Annotated in this window: 13 protein-coding genes and 1 tRNA gene; 9 read left to right on the top strand and 5 right to left on the bottom strand. The window is 72.3% G+C overall.

Going from position 1 to position 16,823, the window contains the following annotated elements; genetic code table 11:
- Positions 1 to 82: 82 nt before the first annotated feature.
- On the bottom strand, positions 83 to 1,363 hold the full coding sequence (locus tag LQ940_RS17690) for a peptidase C39 family protein (RefSeq protein WP_231244217.1): 1,281 nt from the start codon (positions 1,361 to 1,363) through the stop codon (positions 83 to 85).
- Between the two features lie 85 nt (positions 1,364 to 1,448).
- Between LQ940_RS17690 and cysS the strand changes: the two genes are divergently transcribed.
- The 5 genes from cysS to LQ940_RS17665 are packed head-to-tail and all read left to right on the top strand — an operon-like array spanning position 1,449 to position 7,177.
- Positions 1,449 to 2,834 (top strand): cysteine--tRNA ligase, encoded by a 1,386-nt coding sequence (gene cysS, locus LQ940_RS17685; RefSeq protein WP_231244215.1) that lies wholly within the window; start codon positions 1,449 to 1,451, stop codon positions 2,832 to 2,834.
- On the top strand, positions 2,834 to 3,772 hold the full coding sequence (gene rlmB, locus LQ940_RS17680) for a 23S rRNA (guanosine(2251)-2'-O)-methyltransferase RlmB (RefSeq protein WP_231244214.1): 939 nt from the start codon (positions 2,834 to 2,836) through the stop codon (positions 3,770 to 3,772). Before cysS ends, rlmB begins: the two co-directional genes overlap by 1 nt.
- Positions 3,773 to 3,780: 8 nt before the next feature.
- Entirely contained in the window at positions 3,781 to 5,337 is a 1,557-nt protein-coding gene (locus LQ940_RS17675) for a metallophosphoesterase family protein (RefSeq protein ID WP_231244213.1), read from the top strand.
- 25 nt (positions 5,338 to 5,362) lie between these two features.
- Positions 5,363 to 5,992 carry a TetR family transcriptional regulator gene (locus LQ940_RS17670; RefSeq protein ID WP_231244212.1) on the top strand — a complete coding sequence of 210 codons (630 nt, stop codon included), beginning with the start codon at positions 5,363 to 5,365 and terminating at the stop codon, positions 5,990 to 5,992.
- 30 nt (positions 5,993 to 6,022) lie between these two features.
- Entirely contained in the window at positions 6,023 to 7,177 is a 1,155-nt protein-coding gene (locus LQ940_RS17665; RefSeq protein WP_231244211.1) for an acyl-CoA dehydrogenase family protein, read from the top strand.
- Here the strand turns inward: LQ940_RS17665 and LQ940_RS17660 are convergent.
- Positions 7,174 to 8,400, bottom strand: coding sequence for a DUF4032 domain-containing protein (locus tag LQ940_RS17660; protein ID WP_231244210.1), 1,227 nt, complete (start codon positions 8,398 to 8,400; stop codon positions 7,174 to 7,176). The two genes, LQ940_RS17665 and LQ940_RS17660, sit on opposite strands and share 4 nt — an antisense overlap.
- Positions 8,401 to 8,410: 10 nt before the next feature.
- Positions 8,411 to 10,204, bottom strand: coding sequence for a glycoside hydrolase family 13 protein (locus LQ940_RS17655; protein ID WP_231244209.1), 1,794 nt, complete (start codon positions 10,202 to 10,204; stop codon positions 8,411 to 8,413).
- Between the two features lie 65 nt (positions 10,205 to 10,269).
- Here LQ940_RS17655 and LQ940_RS17650 point away from each other — a divergent pair, with 65 nt between their 5' ends.
- Positions 10,270 to 11,001: an SDR family NAD(P)-dependent oxidoreductase gene (locus LQ940_RS17650; protein ID WP_231244208.1), complete on the top strand. Its 732-nt coding sequence runs from the start codon at positions 10,270 to 10,272 to the stop codon at positions 10,999 to 11,001.
- On the opposite strand, the gene LQ940_RS17645 is transcribed toward LQ940_RS17650, so the two are convergent.
- Positions 10,961 to 12,205 carry a CynX/NimT family MFS transporter gene (locus LQ940_RS17645; RefSeq protein ID WP_231244207.1) on the bottom strand — a complete coding sequence of 415 codons (1,245 nt, stop codon included), beginning with the start codon at positions 12,203 to 12,205 and terminating at the stop codon, positions 10,961 to 10,963. The two genes, LQ940_RS17650 and LQ940_RS17645, sit on opposite strands and share 41 nt — an antisense overlap.
- 198 nt (positions 12,206 to 12,403) lie before the next feature.
- Between LQ940_RS17645 and LQ940_RS17640 the strand changes: the two genes are divergently transcribed.
- Positions 12,404 to 12,476, top strand: a tRNA-Thr gene (locus LQ940_RS17640).
- Between the two features lie 154 nt (positions 12,477 to 12,630).
- Here the strand turns inward: LQ940_RS17640 and pdxY are convergent.
- Positions 12,631 to 13,482: a pyridoxal kinase PdxY gene (gene pdxY / locus LQ940_RS17635; protein ID WP_231244206.1), complete on the bottom strand. Its 852-nt coding sequence runs from the start codon at positions 13,480 to 13,482 to the stop codon at positions 12,631 to 12,633.
- A 94-nt stretch (positions 13,483 to 13,576) separates the two neighbouring features.
- On the opposite strand from pdxY, the gene LQ940_RS17630 reads away from it, so the two are divergent.
- Positions 13,577 to 15,220, top strand: coding sequence for a GMC family oxidoreductase (locus LQ940_RS17630; protein WP_231244205.1), 1,644 nt, complete (start codon positions 13,577 to 13,579; stop codon positions 15,218 to 15,220).
- 1 nt (position 15,221) lies between these two features.
- Complete coding sequence (locus tag LQ940_RS17625; protein ID WP_231244204.1) at positions 15,222 to 16,781, top strand: succinic semialdehyde dehydrogenase; 1,560 nt, start codon at positions 15,222 to 15,224, stop codon at positions 16,779 to 16,781.
- Positions 16,782 to 16,823: the final 42 nt, after the last annotated feature.

Genomic DNA, 16,823 nt, shown 5'->3' with positions numbered 1-16,823 from the left:
GCTTCTAGCACGCCCTTGTAAGGGCATGGCAGAAGGCGTAACGGTGAGTTACAAGGGTCGCGTCAACGCCGCGCCGCCCCGATCACCAGTTGCTGTGGGCGGTGGCGGGGACCGGGTGGGTGGGGTCGGTGATGACGTAGGCGGTGCCGCCGGTGGTGGGGAGCCAGGCGTTCTCGAGCTCGCCGCGGTCATAGGTACGGCGCACGCCCGCGCGGGTGGGGGAGGCGGGGTCGTTGACCACCACGTCGCCGGACTGGGTGAAGCCGACGACCACGAGCAGGTGTCCGTCGGTGGCGGAGATCGGGGCGCCGGTGAGCTCGCCCGAGGCGAAGGCCACGGAGATAACCAGCGGGATGCCGGCGGCGATGAACCGCTCGGCCTCGCGCATCGAGCGCAGCCTCGTGACGAACGCGCTGCCGGTCTGCGCGGCGGCGTACGCGGTGTTGAACGGCCAGTTGCCGGTTCCGTCGTAGGCCGTGTCGTAGGTCATCCGGGCCGCGTGGTCGACCCACGGGTCGGCGTGGTCGGAGGGCAGGTAGGAGTAGCGCGCCGGCTTCGGCAGCGCGCCGTAGTAGCCGAGGACCATCGAGGTCGAGGTCGGCGAGCACCACGCCTCGCCGCCGCCGCCCCACTGCGGGTAGTGGCCCTCGTGGACCATCTGGGAGTAGCGCGGCACGTCGAGCACCGTGCCGCGGGCGACGCCGGGCTTGGACTCGACGACCTCCCCGGTGGGCAGCCGCGAGGCGACGGCCCCGATCGTGTCGACCGTCGGGCTGGCCTTGCCGGGCAAGCGCATGAGGGAGACGCGCAGCTGGTAGGAGCCGAGCCCAGCGCTGGCGTTGCTGCGCCAGGTGTCGACCGCGACGCTGGCCAGGTCGTCCTTCTGGCCCGAGACCGTCTGCCGCTTGGTGTGGCTGTCGCCGGAGGTCCAGCGCCCGAGCACGTCGAAGCTCGACCGCGCGCCGGCCTTGGTGCGCCCGCGCACCTCGATCTCGACCCAGCTGTTGCCGGGCGTGGTGGCCTCCCACGAGGCGATCAGCTCGGTGAGGCCGAACTTCGTCGTCGTCCACGGCGAGAGCCAGCGCCCGACCTGGTAGCTCTTCCCCGCATAGGTACGGCGCGCGGTCGCCGCCTTCGTGACGGCCAGGCGACCCTTGAGGACCATCGTCCCGGTGCGGGCGCCGGTGCGCAGCTCGGCCCCGCTGTCCCACTGCGTGTAGGCGATCGCGCGCGGCTCGGCCGCGACGGCGGACGAGGACGAGGACGTCGAGGCGCCGGTGGCGGGCGTCAGCGGCGCGAGGAGCGCGAGGCCGAGGCTGGCGGCGGCGGTCGTGGTGAGCAGGGCGGGGAAGGGGAGGCGCACCGATCCACGGTAAGTCACACCAGTCACTTCTGTCACAGACTCGCTCGATGCGGGTCTGGGCACCCGCAACTCCTAGACTTGGCAGGTGACATTCCGGCTCTACGACACCGCGACCCGCGAGGTCCGTGACTTCGTCCCCCTCGAGGAGGGGAAGGCGGGTCTGTACCTGTGCGGGCTCACCGTGCAGTCCGAGCCGCACGTCGGCCACGTCCGCTCCGGCGTCAACTTCGACGTCCTGCAGCGCTGGCTGCGCCACCGCGGCTTCGACGTCACCTTCATCCGCAACGTCACCGACATCGACGACAAGATCCTCACCAAGGCCGCCGAGCAGGGCCGCCCCTGGTACAACCTCGCCTACGAGATGCACCGCGAGCTCGACCGCGCCTACCGCGCGCTCAACGTCGCGCCGCCGACCTACGAGCCGGCCGCGACCGGCCACGTCCCGGAGATGATCGAGCTGATCGCCGAGCTCATCGCGAAGGGCCACGCCTACCCCGCCGAGGACGGATCCGGCGACGTCTACTTCGACGTGCGGTCGTGGCCGTCGTACGGCGAGCTGACCCGGCAGGGCATCGAGGACATGGCCGCCGCCGAGGACGCCGACCCGCGGGGGAAGCGCGACCCGCGTGACTTCGCCCTGTGGAAGGGCTGGAAGAAGGAGAGCGAGCCCGAGACCGCCGCCTGGCCCAGCCCCTGGGGACGGGGCCGCCCCGGCTGGCACATCGAGTGCTCCGCGATGGCCGGCAAGTACCTCGGCGCGGCCTTCGACATCCACGGCGGCGGTGTCGACCTGCGCTTCCCGCACCACGAGAACGAGCAGGCCCAGTCCCGTGCCGCCGGCCGCCCCTTCGCGACGTACTGGATGCACAACGCCTGGATCACCACCGCCGGCGAGAAGATGAGCAAGTCGCTGGGCAACTCGCTGAGCATCCCCGCGGTGCTCCAGCGCTACCGCGGCATCGAGCTGCGCTTCTACCTGCTGATGGCCCACTACCGCTCGCACGTGGAGTTCAGCTTCGAGGCGCTCGACGAGGCCGCGGCCGGGCTGCGCCGCATCGAGAGCTTCCTGGAGCGTGCCCCCGAGGTCGAGACCGGCACCCTCCCGGACGCCTTCGTCGCGGCGATGGACGACGACCTCGGTACGCCGGCGGCGGTGGCGGTCCTCTATGACGCCGTCCGCGAGGGCAACCGGCTGCTGGCCGCCGCAGGAGACGCCTCCCCGGCCGCCGCCGAGGTGCTGGCCATGCTGGACGTGCTTGGCCTGCACCCGCAGGACCCCGCCTGGGGCGGCTCCGGCGACGACGCCAAGCTGAGCGCCGCCGTCGACGTCCTCGTTGCCGGCCTGCTCGAGCAGCGCGCCCAGGCCCGGGCTGAGAAGGACTTCGCGCGCGCGGACGCCATCCGCGACCAGATCAAGGCAGCGGGGATCGAGATCGAGGACACCGCTGCCGGAGCAAGGTGGACCCTGTAATGCCCGGGAACAGCAGCAGAAAAGGCGCGATCCGCAAGACCAGCAAGAAGCCCACGGCCGGATCCGGTGGGCGGGTCAAGCGTGGCCTGGAGGGCAAGGGCCCCACGCCCAAGGCCAAGGAGCGCCCGTACCACAAGGCCTACAAGGCCGAGCAGAGGTCGTCGCGCTCGACCTCGACCCGCCCGCGCAAGAAGGGCACCGACGCCGAGTGGGTCGCCGGGCGCAACTCCGTCGTGGAGGCGCTGCGGGAGGGCGTGCCGGTCACCGGCGTCTACGTCGCCGAGGGCGCCGAGCGCGACGGCCGGCTGCGCGAGGCCTTCCAGATCGCGTCCGACCGGGGCCTGAACCTGCTCGAGGTGAGCAAGGGCGAGCTGGACCGGATGACCAGCGGCGCCGTCCACCAGGGCCTGGCCGCGCGGATCCCGCCGTACGAGTACGCCCACGCCGACGACCTGCTCGACCTGGCCGCGGCCAACCACGAGCCGCCGCTGATCGTGGCGCTCGACTCGGTCACCGACCCGCGCAACCTCGGCGCGGTGATCCGCAGTGCCGCGGGCTTCGGCGCGCACGGCGTGGTCATCCCCGAGCGGCGCGCCGCCGGCATGACCGCGTCGGCCTGGAAGACCAGCGCCGGCGCCGCCGCCCGGATCCCGGTGGCCCAGACCGTCAACCTGGTCCGCCAGCTCAAGGCCTTCCAGGACGCCGGCTGCATGGTGGTCGGCCTCGCGGCGGACGGCGAGGTGTCGCTGCCCGACCTCGACCTGGCCGACGGGCCCCTGGTGCTCGTCGTCGGCTCGGAGGGCAACGGGCTCTCCCGCCTGGTCGCCGAGACCTGTGACCAGCTGGTGTCGATCCCGATGGCGCACAGCCTGGAGTCGCTCAACGCAGGGGTCGCGGCCTCGGTCGCCCTCTACGCGATCGCGCAGGCGCGGGCCTGACCGATCCCGTGGCGCCGCAGCCCGACGAGCCGAAGGGCCCGCGCGGGCGGGTCCGTCGTACGACGGTGCGTGGCGCGGTCGGGCTGTCCTACGTGGCCGCCTGGCTCGGGCTCGCGCTGGTCGCGTCGGCGCTGGTGTTCCTCAACAGCAGCCGCACGGTCACGCTGGCCAGCCACGACGCGGAGATCCGGCCCGACCTGACCGGACAGGTGGTGCTGCACACCGGCCCGGTGCTGCCGGACCTGCGCGTTGACTCCGGCTCGCGCATCGGCGCCGACATCAGTCTCGGCAAGACCGAGGCGCCGTCGACCGAGGCGCTGGTCGAGCGCTACGCGGTGCTCGCCAGCCAGCCCGACGGTGCCGTCCGCAAGGTCGAGGGCGCGATCCGGGGCCTGCTGGTCGATGCGCTGCTGCGCGGCGCCGTGCTCGGGCTGGTGCCGGTCCTGCTGTTCGCGGCCGTGGGGGCCGCTCGCCGCCGCGAGCTGGCCCGCCAGGCGCTGTCGCGGCGGGGGGCGCTTGCGGCGCTGCTCGCGCTGTTGATGGTCGTCGGTCTCTGGGAGCCCTGGGACGACGAGGACCAGAGCGTCGAGTCGGGGCGCGAGTGGGTGTCGCTCTCCACCTTCCTGGGGCCCACGGTCCCGGTGCCTGAGGAGGCGGCCGGTGTCGAGGTGCTCGGGGACGTCACGACCTCGCAGACCCGCCGGCTCATCGAGAGCGCGGTGGACACCTACGCCAAGAGCGAGGAGTTCTACGCCCGGGCCGCCGAGGACGCCGCGGACCTGGCGCTGCGCGAGCCCGAGGAGGACGAGACCGTCGTCGCCCTGGTCTCCGACCGCCACGACAACATCGGCATGGACGCCGTGGCCCGCGCCATCGCGGATGCGGGCGGCGCCACCGCGGTCTTCGACGCCGGCGACGACACGTCGACCGGCAAGGCCTGGGAGGCGTTCTCGCTCGACTCGGTCACGGCGGCCTTCGAGGGCTATGACGGCCACTGGGCCGTCACCGGCAATCACGACAACGGGCCGTTCGTCGCCGACTACCTCGACGAGCAGGGCTGGACGGTCCTCGACGGCGAGCCGGTCGACGGCCCCGGCGACACGCGGCTGCTCGGGGTCGGCGACCCGCGCTCGAGCGGCCTGGGCAGCTGGCGCGACGAGACCGGCCTGAGCTTCGCCGAGGTCGGGGAGCGCCTGGCCGACGCCGCCTGCGCCGCCGACGAGGAGGGCGAGCGGGTCGCGACGCTGCTGGTCCACGATGCCAACCTCGGCGACGAGGCGCTCGCCCGCGGCTGCACCGACCTGGTCGTCGGCGGCCACCTGCACGTCCAGGACGGACCGACCGCCGTGACGGCCGAGGACGGTCGGGTCGGCTACTCCTTCACCACCGGCACGACCGGCGGGGCGGCGTACGCCATCGCGATCGGCAGCAAGATCCGCCGCCCGGCGCAGGTCACCCTCCTGACGTACGCCGACGGCCGCCCGGTCGGGCTGCAGCCGGTCGTCCTGCAGTCCAACGGCCGGTTCGACGTCGGGGAATTCGTCACGCTGGACTACAGCCCGTAGCGCTGGAAGGCCCTAGTCTGGCGAGATGGTCACGACCCGGCAGCGCCTCGTGGAGGCGGCGACCCAGGGCTTCGCTGACCACGGCATCCAGTCGGCCTCCCTGGTCGAGATCACGCGCCAGGCAGGGCAGCGCAACCGCGGCGCGGTCCACTACCACTTCGGCGGTCGCGACGGTCTCCTCGTCGCGGTCCTGGAGCAGCACAACGCCTTCCTGCACGAGCGCGAGCTCGAGCTCCTCGCGGCCGCGCGCAACGGGTCCGACGACGACGTCGCCCCGGTCGTCGAGGCTTTCGTCCGCCCCTGCGTGGAGCTCGCCGAGCAGTCGGCCAGCGGCGCCAGCTTCCTGATGATCATCGCCGAGCTGTCCGAGCACGACCCCTCGACGTACAGCCCCGAGGTCGAGGCGGCGCTGGCCGGCAGCGGGGCCTACGAGGTCTACGCCACGCTGCTGGAGCGGCTGCCGCAGCTCGACGAGGAGCTGCGCGACGAGCGGCTGAACCTGATGACCGCCTTCGTCCTGGGCGCCGTGGCCCGACGCGTACGGGCGCTCGCGGGCGACGAGCGCCACCGCGGGCAGCTGCCCACGAGCCGGTTCGTCGACAACCTGGTCGTCATGGCCTCGGCGATGCTGACCGCGCCGACCGTGGTCGCCTAGCGGCGTGGGCCGCGACCTAGAGTGGTCGGCGTGCCGACCGCCGTGGACCGACTGCTGCCCGACGAGGACGCCGAGGCGCTGCTCGCGCTGACGCGCGACATCGCGACCCGCGAGCTCGCGCCCCAGGTCGACGCGATGGAGGAGCGGGCGGAGTTCCCGGCCGACGCCTACCGGCTGCTCGGGCGGTCGGGCCTGCTCAGCCTGCCGTTCGCCGAGGAGGTCGGCGGTGGGGCACAGCCCTACGAGGTCTACCTGCAGGTGATCGAGGAGATCGCCACCGCCTGGCCCAGCGTGGGCGTCGGCGCCTCGGTGCACTCCCTCACCGCCACGGTGGTGGCCGCCAACGCCTCCCACGAGCAGCGCGTCACCTGGCTGCCGCGGATGCTCGCCGGTGACTGGCTCGGCGCCTACTGCCTCTCCGAGCCGCAGGCCGGCTCCGACGTCAGCGGGATCCGCACCAAGGCGGTCCTGGATGAGGCGTCCGGCGAGTACGTCGTCACCGGCACCAAGCAGTGGATCAGCAACGGCTCCTGCGCCGACTACTACATCCTCTTCGCCCGCACCGGCGAGGACCCCAAGCGCGGACTCTCCGCCTTCATCGTGCCGGCCGACACCCCGGGGATGAGCTTCGGCGCCCCCGAGAAGAAGCTCGGCCTGCACTGCGACGTCACCACCCAGGTGCTCTTCGACGGGGCTCGGATCCCGGCCGCGCACCGCATCGGCGACGAGGGCGCCGGCATGCGGGTGGCGCTCTCCGCCCTCGACGCGGGCCGGCTCGGCATCGCCGCCGTCGCCACCGGCATCGCGCAGGCGGCCCTGGCCCACGCCGTGGCCTATGCGGGGGAGCGCGAGCAGTTCGGCCGGGCGGTCGGGGAGTTCCAGGGGATGCAGTTCCTGCTCGCCGACATGGCCGCGGACGTCGAGCGCGCGCGTGCGACGTACCTGCACGCGGCGCGGCTCAAGGACGCCGGCCGCCCCTTCTCCCGCCAGGCCAGCATCGCCAAGCTCACCGCGAGCGACGCCGCCATGCGGGTCACCACCGACGCCGTCCAGGTCCTCGGCGGCAACGGCTACACCCGCGACTACCCCGTCGAGCGCCTCTTCCGCGACGCCAAGGTCACCCAGATCTTCGAGGGCACCAACCAGATCCAGCGCATGGTGATCGGCCGCGACCTCCTGCGCTAGGGACTATCCCGGTTGTCGGGCGGTGTCGTGACGACCTCGTCGGGTCGGTGGGGCAGGACGTGCTCGACGTAGTCGCGGGCGGTGTCGAGGATGTTGACCTCGTGGCCGGCCTGCTCGGAGAGGTACCAGCGGTGCACGAGCACCTCGTGGAAGAACTCCGCGGGCGGCAGCTTGCCACGCAGGTCGGGCGGGATCATGGCGGTGATGGGCTCCCAGACGTCGATGAGCCAGCGGTTGGCGACGAGCGCGCGGTCCTCGCGGCCGAGGTCGTGGTGGGCCGTGAAGGACGCGATGTCGTTGAGCAGCCTGCGGGCCTGGCCGTCCTCGACGTCGAGCCCGGTGAGCCCCTGCAGCTCGCGGCGGTGGTGGCCGAGCTCGACGACCTTCGGCTGGATGCGGACCTGGTCGCCACCGAGGTCGGTGACGATGTCGAGCTCGTCGACGTCGAAGCCGAGGTCGTTGAGCCGCTCGATGCGCTGCTCGATGCGCCACATCTCGTCGGCCGAGAACTCCTCGACGTCGGTCAGCTCGCCCCACAGGGCGGCGTACCGCTCCTCGATGGAGCCCGCGACCTCGAGCGCCTCGGCGTGCTCGTCGAGGGAGCCGCTGGCCTGCAGGTCGAGCAGCTCGGCGAAGACGTTCTCGGTGGCGATGGTCAGGTCGTACTCGCGCATCTGCTGCGACAGGCTGCCGCGCAGCTCGCCGGTCTCGGCATCGACGAGGTACGCCGCGAAGCCGCCGGCGTTGCGCCTGAACAGCACGTTCGACAAGGACACGTCGCCCCAGAAGAAGCCCTCCAGGTGCAGCCGGACCAGGAGCACCACCAGCGCGTCGATGAGCGAGGGGACGTTGTCGGCGGCGAGACCGTGCGCGAACAGGCTGCGGTAGGGCAGCGAGAACCGCAGGTGCTCGGTCAGCAGCGCCGCCGGCAGCTCCTGGCCCTCGGCGTCGACGCGCCCGGTGACCACGCCCTGCGGCCGCACCGCCGGAAGCCCGAGCCGGCCGAGGTCGCGCAGCAGGTGGTACTCCTTGAACGCGACGTCCGCGACCGTCTCCTTGATCGCGTAGGTCCGCGCGCCGAGCCGCACGATCCGCACGATGTGCCGTGACAGGCCGCGCGGCAGTGGGACGACGTAGCGGTCGTCCCACTCCTCCAGACAGGTCGCCCACGGCAGGCGCAGCAGCGCCGGGTCGGGCCGGTTGGCCACGATGTGGAGGGCCATACCCGCCACCCTAGACCCGCCAGACGGTCAATCCCGGGTGCTCGGAGGCGTGCGGCCCGACGGGGGCGTCCTCGCTGGAGACCAGCACCTCGCCCAGCTCGAGCGGCAGATCCACCGCCGGGCCGCCCGCTCGGCGGGCGCAGACGAGCACCGAGCCCGCGGGGTGCTCGCGCAGGTACATCAGGCAGTCGTCGTCTACGTGCGCCCAGCGCAGGCTGCCGCGGCGCAGGGCGACGTGCTCGGCGCGGGCCCTCGCGAGGGCGGAGTACGTCGCCAGCGTGGCGCGGTCCCAGGTCTCGGGTCGCTCCCACGGCATCGGCCGGCGCGAGTCCTCGCCGGCGACGCCCTCGAGACCGATCTCGTCGCCGGCGAAGACCATGGGGACGCCGGGCAGCGTGAACTGCAGTCCGGCGGCGAGCCGGTGCAGCGCCGGGTCGCCGACCACGGTGCGGATCCGGGCGCTGTCGTGGGAGCCGAGCACGTTCCACGACGCGCCGGTGGCGCGCCAGCCGTAGCGGGCCTGCCACTCGCGCAGCGCGCGCTGGACGCTCGCGCCCGGCCGACGGGAGACGGGGACCGGGCGGCCGAAGGCCCGGGCCGGCGAGGCCGGGTCGCGCAGCCAGGACCAGACGGGCCAGGCGAAGCCGGAGTAGTTCATGGTGCCGTGCCAGCCGTCGCCCTCGAGGTCGCCCGAGGCGTCGTGGTTGTGCTCGCCGATGACCAGCCCGTCGGGGCGCCCGTCCGCGACCGTGCGCCGTACGTCGCGGGCGACGGCGTGGTTGACGTCGATCGCGCCGAGCCGGCCGGTCATGTTGGCGACGTCGATGCGCCAGCCGTCGACGTCGAACGGCGGGCGCAGCCAGCGCGCCACCACGCTGTCCGGCCCGGCGACCATCGCGCGCCGTACGCCGTCGTCGGCGTGGTTGAGCTTGGGCAGGCTCTGCCAGCCCATCCAGCACTCGTAGCTGCCGTCGGGCCGGAAGTGGTACCAGGTACGCCGCTCGGAGGCGGGGTCGGCGGCGGCGTCGAGGAACCACTCATGGGTGTCCCCGGTGTGGTTGGTGGTCAGGTCGCCGAGGATCCGCCAGCCGCGGGCGTGGACGGCGGCGCTGAGCCGCGCGTAGGCGTCGTCCCCACCGAGCAGCGGGTCGACGCCGTCGAAGGTGGAGGCGTTGTAGCGGTGGTTGCTCTCGCCCGGGAAGACCGGCGTCGTGTAGAGGATCGTGGCGCCGACGTCGGCCACGTGGTCGAGGTGCTCGGCGATGCCGTCCAGGTCGCCGCCGTAGAGCTGGACCGCCGTCCGCGGGTCGTCGAGCTCGAAGACCACCTCGTCGTCCCACGCCGCGGGCAGCGCCCAGTGCGGGGTGGGCCGCTGGTCGGCACGTGCCGAGCGCGCGAAGCGGTCGGGGAAGACCTGGTAGACGACGCCGTCGCGGCCCCAGTCGGGCGCGGGCTCGTGCCAGGTGACGGTGAAGTCGAAGGCGTCGGGCGGGTCGTGCTCGAGCAGTCCGGCCGCGGTGAGCCAGCGCTGGCCGTCGGGGCCGTCAAGGAGGAAGCGGTAGTGGGTCACCGGGTTGTGCACCGGCAGCTGCGCGGTCCACCAGACGGTGTCGCCGTCGCGACGCTCGACGCGGCACTCGTGGAACACCGGCTCGGCGTCGTACGTCGTGCGCAGCCAGGCGGTGCTTACGGGATCGCCGGTGTGCGTGCGCAGACGGACGGCGACCGTGCCGTCGGGCGTGGGCCGGTCGTCGGGCAGGTACAGGGGGGAGCCGTCGTGGTGCGGCTCGTGCAGCAGGCTCATGACGGTCCCAGCCTCGCACGGCGCGAGACGAGAACAGGTTCTAGTTCGCTGCTACGCTCCGCGCCATGACCCAGACCCCCGGGCGGCCCCAGCGCGTCGTCGTCGTCACGGGCGCCGCGAGCGGGATCGGGTACGCGACGGCCGAGCTCTTCCGCGACCTGGGCGAGGTGGTGTTCGGCCTGGACATCCGGGCAGGCGTGCCGGAGGGGGTGACCTTCGTCGAGTGCGACGTGGCCGACCGCGGGTCCATTGACGACGCGGTCGCCGTCTGCGCCGCGGGCGGGCGGATCGACGTCCTGGCCAACGTGGCGGGGATCGTGCAGTTCGGCCGCTTCGAGCAGATCACCGAGGAGGAGTGGGACCGCGTGCACGCGGTGGACCTCAAGGGCCCCTTCCTGCTGATGCAGGCCGCGCTGCCCCACCTCAAGGCGGGCGGCGGCAACATCGTCAACGTCTCCTCGGTGGCGGGCAACGTCGCCCAGCCCTACGCCACGGCGTACGCCGCCGCGAAGGGCGGGCTGACCATGCTGACGAAGGCGCTGGCGCTGGAGCTGTCGCCCCACGGCATCCGGGTCAACGCGATCTGCCCGGGCACCGTCGACACCCCGATCGTGTCCCACGTCGCCAGTATCTTCCCGCCGGACCTCGACCCGCGGGTGGCCGACCGGCTGCTGATGATGCTGCCCGGCCCCGCGATCAGCCCCGCGGAGATCGGGTCCGCGATCGTCTACCTCGCCTCGAAGGACGCTCGGATGATCACCGGGTCGGTGCTCGCCTTCGACGGGGGGATGAGCTAGCCAGCTGGTCCTCGAGGTACGCCGGCCGGGCGACGGCCAGCCCCAGTGCCAGGAGCGGGACCGAGAGTGCGATCAGGGCCAGCAGCGGGAGCGTCCAGCCCCCGCTCGCGTCGTGCAGCAGTCCGACGCCGAACGGCCCCAGCGCCGCCAGCAAGTAGCCGGTCGACTGCGTGAAGCCGGACAGCGCGGCCGTGCCGGCGGGCGTCCGGGCGCGCAGCCCGATCTGGGTGAGGATCAGCGGGAAGGTGCAGGTCCCGACGCCCACCAGCACCGCCCACAGCCAGGCGCCGTCGTACGGCGCCAGGATCATGCCGGCGTACCCGAGCGGGTAGCAGGCGACCAGCACCGACACGATCGAGCGCTGGTCCGTGCGGCGCGCGGCGAGCGAGGGGATGACGAACGACAGCGGGATGCTCACGCCGGTGATGACGCCCAGCAGCACCCCGGCCTGCGCCGCGGAGTAGCCGGCGTCGCGGAAGATGGCGGGGAACCAGCCGAAGATCGCGTACGCCTGCAGCGACTGCAGGCCGAAGAAGAGCGCCATCGCCAGGCCGAGCCGGGTGCGGGCGACGGCGACCAGGCCGATCGGGGCGTGGCCCACGCCGTCGGGGTCGGCGGGCGGGCGGTCGTGGCGCAGCAGCCCCAGCCACGGCAGGGCCGCGAGCGCGGCCGTCAGCGCCCAGACCCCGAGGCCGTGGCGCCAGTCGCCCAGGGCGTCGCCGATCGGCACGGTGGCGACCGAGGCGGCGGTGAGGCCGATGGCCAGCGCCGTGGAGTAGAGCGCGGTCAGGAGACCGACCCGCTCCGGGAAGTGCTGCTTGACCAGGGACGGCAGTACGACGTTGGCCGTGGCCATGCCCGACAGGGCCAGGAGGGAGAGCAGCAGGAACGGGGCGACGCCGTCCGTCCGGCTGCGCAGGAGGAGCCCGGCGAGCACGCAGAGCAGGGCCAGCAGGGTGAGCCGGTGCGTCCCGACCCGCCGTGCGAGTCGCGGCGCGAGCCCGCCGAACACCGCGAACGCGAGTACCGGCAGTGACGTGAGCACGCCGGCCTCCGTGCCGGACATGCCGAGACCGTCGCGGATCTCGTCGAGCACCGGCCCCACGCTCACCGCAGCCGGGCGGAGGTTGAAGGCCAGCACCACGATGCCGACCAGGACCAAGAGCTTGCCGGCGCGGCTCTGCGGAGCGGGCGCGTCAGTCACCGGGCGAGTGTGCCAAAGGCGTCCAGGAGGCGGCGCGCACGGGTGCTCGCGCGTCGCATCAACGTCTCGCCCGGGATGCCCGGGGTGGGCGCCGGAGACCGACGTGCAGCGTGCCTTCGTCGACGCCTCCACGCCTGAGGCCGCCCCCGAGGCCGAGCCGGGCGACAACGCCTAGGATTGCCCCGCGCGAGAGCGCGTGCCGCGTTAGCTCAGTTGGCAGAGCATCGCCCTTGTAATGCGATTGTCGAGAGTTCGATTCTCTCACGCGGCTCTGTGGGGGTGCGGCGTCTGGGCTCGTCACAAGTTTCACCGGGCACCCGGTGAAACTCACGCTTCCCCCACGAAGCTTTGTCGGGGAGGCACGAGTTTCACCGGGCACCCGGTGAATCTCACGCCACGCCACGCCCCCACGCGCCCACGCCACCTCAGCGCAGCCGGCGCACCTCGAACCGCTCGGGCGGGTGCGCGATGGCGTGCTGGGCGGCGACGAGCTGGATCTCGCGGGTGCCGGCGGCGAGGGTCGCCTCGAGGATCGCGAACACCGAGGACGTGGTGCGGCCCAGGGCGAGCGCGGGGGAGCCGGTGGTGCGCAGGTGGGCGAGGTAGAGCGCGGCCGTGACGTCGCCGCAGCCGTTGGGCGTGATGGGCAGCAGCGGGGTGGTGACCACCCAGGCTCCGGCGTCAGAGACGGCGACGACGTCGAGCGAGTCGGGGTCGGAGCCGGCGTGCAGGACGCTGGTGACCAGGACGTCGCGGGGGCCGCCGTCGCGTACGACGTCGACGGCCGCCAGCACCTCCTCGAGCGTGGTGGTGCTCGTCCCCGCCAGGAAGTCGAGCTCGAAGTGGTTGGGCGTGATGATGTCGGCGGTGGGGACGACGGTGTCGCGCAGGAACTCCGGGATCCCGGGCTTGACGAACATTCCGCGTCCGACGTCGCCCATCACGGGGTCGCAGCAGTAGACGGCGTCGGGGTTGGCCGACTTCACCGTGGCGACGGCGTCGAGGATGACCTGGCCCATCGCCGGGTCCCCCTGGTAGCCCGACAGCACCGCGTCCGCCTCGCCGAGCACGCCGCGGTCGCCGATGCCGGCGATGACCTCGGCGACGTCGGCCGGCGCGAGGAGCGGCCCGCGCCAGGCGCCGTACCCGGTGTGGTTGGAGAAGTGGACGGTGAGCACCGGCCAGACCTCGTGCCCGAGCCGCTGGAGCGGGAAGACGGCCGCGGAGTTGCCGACGTGGCCGTAGGCCACCGAGGACTGGATCGAGAGGATCTGCACGGCGCTGAGTCTCCCGTCCGAGGCCTGTACGGAGCAAACTAGAACGCGTTACAGTTGCGGCCGGCAGCACCCGACCGACGTGAGGAACTCACCCATGGGCAAGGCCGCCCCCTATCGCAACGAGGCCGACTACGTGGTCGTCGGCTCCGGCAGCTCCGGGGCTGCCATCGCCGGTCGCCTCGCCCAGTCGGGCGCCAGCGTGATCGTCCTCGAGGCCGGCAAGAGCGACGAGCAGTACCTCGTCAAGAAGCCCGGGATGATCGGGCCGATGCACTCGGTGCCGCAGATCAAGGCCCGCGTCGACTGGGGCTACTACTCCACGCCGCAGAAGCACATCCTCGACCGCAAGATGCCGGTGCCGCGCGGCAAGGTGGTCGGCGGCTCCAGCTCGATCAACGGCATGGTCTACGTCCGCGGCAATCGCGCCAACTACGACTCCTGGGCCGCCGAGGGCAACACCGGCTGGTCGGCCGACGAGGTCAACGACGCCTACCGGCGCCTGGAGGACTTCGAGGACGGCCCCAACCGGTACCGCGGCGCCGGCGGGCCGATCAAGGTCACCCGCAACAAGGTGCCCCAGGAGGGCACGCTGCAGTTCATCCAGGCCACCTCGGACGCGCTGGGCGTGAAGATCCTCGACGACTACAACGCGGAGTCGCAGGAGGGCGTCAGCCGGATGCAGCAGAACGCCGCTCACGGGCTGCGCTACAGCGCCTCGCGCGGCTACCTCCACCACCTCGACGTGCCCTCGCTGCAGCTGCAGTCGGAGGTCCTGGTCACCCGGGTCGCCATCGAGGGCGGCCGCGCCACCGGCGTCGAGGTGACCGACAAGGACGGCTCTCGCCGTACGGTGCGCGCCGGCAAGGAGGTCATCCTCTCGGCCGGCTTCGTCGGGTCGGCACAGCTGCTGATGCTCTCGGGCGTCGGCCATGCCCAGCACCTCATCGACCAGGGCATCGAGGTCGTCGCGGACCTCCCGGTCGGCGACAACCTGCACGACCACATGTTCCACGCGCTGACCTTCCACACGACCACGTCGAAGATGCGCGGCAACGCGTTCTTCTTCGCCAGGGGCGTGGCCCGGGAGGCGCTGCGTCCGGGCAGGACGTTCCTCGCCAACTCGGTCTTCGAGTCGGTCGCGTTCCTGCGGACCTCGCAGGCGACCGACGTACCCGACCTGCAGCTGCACCTGCTGCCCTGGTCCTACGTCTCGCCCAACCAGGACGAGCCGATCCAGCACAAGGTGGACCCGCGTACGTCGCTGACGCTGCTGGCCACGCTGATCTACCCCAAGAGCCGGGGCACCCTGCGCCTGGCCTCGTCCGACCCGACGGCCGCTCCGCTGATCGACTTCCAGTACCTCGCGGACCCGGCCGACCTCGAGGTCCTCGCCGAGGGCTCGGAGATGGTGCGCGAGATCATGGGTGGCGCGGCGTTCGGCGGCGCGGTCAAGGAGGAGATCCACCCCGGGGCCAGCCTCAAGGGCCAGGAGCTGCGCGACGCGATCCTCAACCGGGCGACCTCGGTCTACCACGGCGTCGGCACCTGTCGCATGGGCGTCGACGAGCTGGCGGTGGTCGGCCCCGACCTCAAGGTCCGCGGCGTCGAGGGGCTGCGCGTGTGCGACGCCTCGATCATGCCGTCCATCACCGGCGGCAACACCAACGCGCCCGCGATCATGATCGGCGAGCGCGGCGCCGACCTCGTCCTCGGCAGCACCGGATCCCAAGGGGCATGACATGACCCTGCAGCGCCCGGCGTCGGTCACCGACGCCTTCCTCCAGCGACTCGTCTCCCGAGTCCCGTCCACCAGCGGCGGCACCTGGAAGCTCACCGAGGTCTACACCGGCGAGGTGCTGGTCGAGCTGCCGCAGTCGACCCCGCCCGACATCGAGTCGGCGTTCGCGGCGGCACGCGCCGCGCAGCACGAGTGGGCGTCCTGGCCGCTGAAGAGGCGGCTCGCGGTCTTCGACCGCGCGCACCGGATCTTCGTCGACAACGCGGTCACCACCACCGACCTGATCCAGGTCGAGAGCGGCAAGAACCGGCGCATGGCGATCGAGGAGAGCTGCGACCCGCCGATGGTGATGAGCCACTACCTCAAGCGCGCTGCCCGGCTGCTCGCGCCGGTCAAGCGCGGCGGCCCGGTCCCGTTCCTCACCACCTCCACCGAGATCCGCCAGCCCAAGGGCGTCGTGGGCGTCATCGCGCCGTGGAACTTCCCCTTCGCCACCGGGATGTCCGACGCGATCACCGCCCTCATGGCCGGCAACGGCGTGGTCCTCAAGCCCGACAACAAGACCGCGCTGTCGCCGCTCTTCGGCATCCAGATGCTCGAGGAGGCGGGGCTCCCGAAGGGCCTGTTCCAGGTGGTGTGCGGAGAGGGCCCGGACGTCGGGCCGACGCTGATCGACCACGCCAACTACGTGATGTTCACCGGCTCCACCGCCACCGGGCGGGTCATCGGGGAGCGCGCCGGCCGCAACCTGATCGGGTGCTGCCTCGAGCTCGGGGGCAAGAACCCCATGATCGTCCTCGACGACGCCGACCTGGACGAGGCGGTCCAGGGTGCGGTGTTCGGCGTCTTCGGCAACACCGGTCAGATCTGCATGCACATCGAGCGGATCTACCTGCCCGAGTCGCACTACGACGAGTTCAAGGCGCGGTTCACCGCCGCGGCGCAGTCGCTGAAAGTGGCGGCGTCGTACGACTTCGAGCCCGAGATGGGCTCGCTGGTCTCGCCCGAGCACAAGGAGCGGGTCCAGGCGCACGTGGCGGACGCGCTCGCCAAGGGCGCCACCCTCGTGACGGGTGGCAGGGCGCGCCCCGACCTCGGCCCGGCGTTCTTCGAGCCGACGATCCTCGAGGGCGTCACCCAGGACATGCTGGCCGGCTCCACCGAGACCTTCGGCCCGGTCGTGGCCCTGCACCGCTATCGCACGGTCGAGGAGGCCGTCGAGCTCGCCAACGACACCGAGTACGGCCTCAACGCCTCGGTGTGGGGCGGTGACCTCAAGCGCGCCGAGTCCGTCGCCCGGCGCATTGAGTCGGGCAACGTCAACATCAACGACATCCTCGCCACGGCGTTCGCGTCGAAGGGGACGCCGTCGGGAGGCGTCAAGCAGTCCGGCGTCGGCGCCCGCCACGGCGACCAGGGCCTGACCAAGTACACCGACGTGCAGAACCTGGCGGTCCTCAAGAAGCAGGTCATGGGCGCGCGCCCCGGCCAGGACTACGACGCGTACGTCAAGGGGATGCTGTCCGGGCTCCGGATGATGCGTCGGACCCGCATCCGCTGACCTGCTGACCCCCGGCCCTGTCGGTCGGGCGGGTTTGCGGGT

It is taken from the genome of Nocardioides sp. cx-173, assembly GCF_021117365.1.
In the GTDB taxonomy this organism is placed as follows: Bacteria; Actinomycetota; Actinomycetes; order Propionibacteriales; family Nocardioidaceae; genus Nocardioides.
Note: the sequence above shows the minus strand (reverse complement) of the source record. Positions and strands in the feature narration are given on the sequence as shown.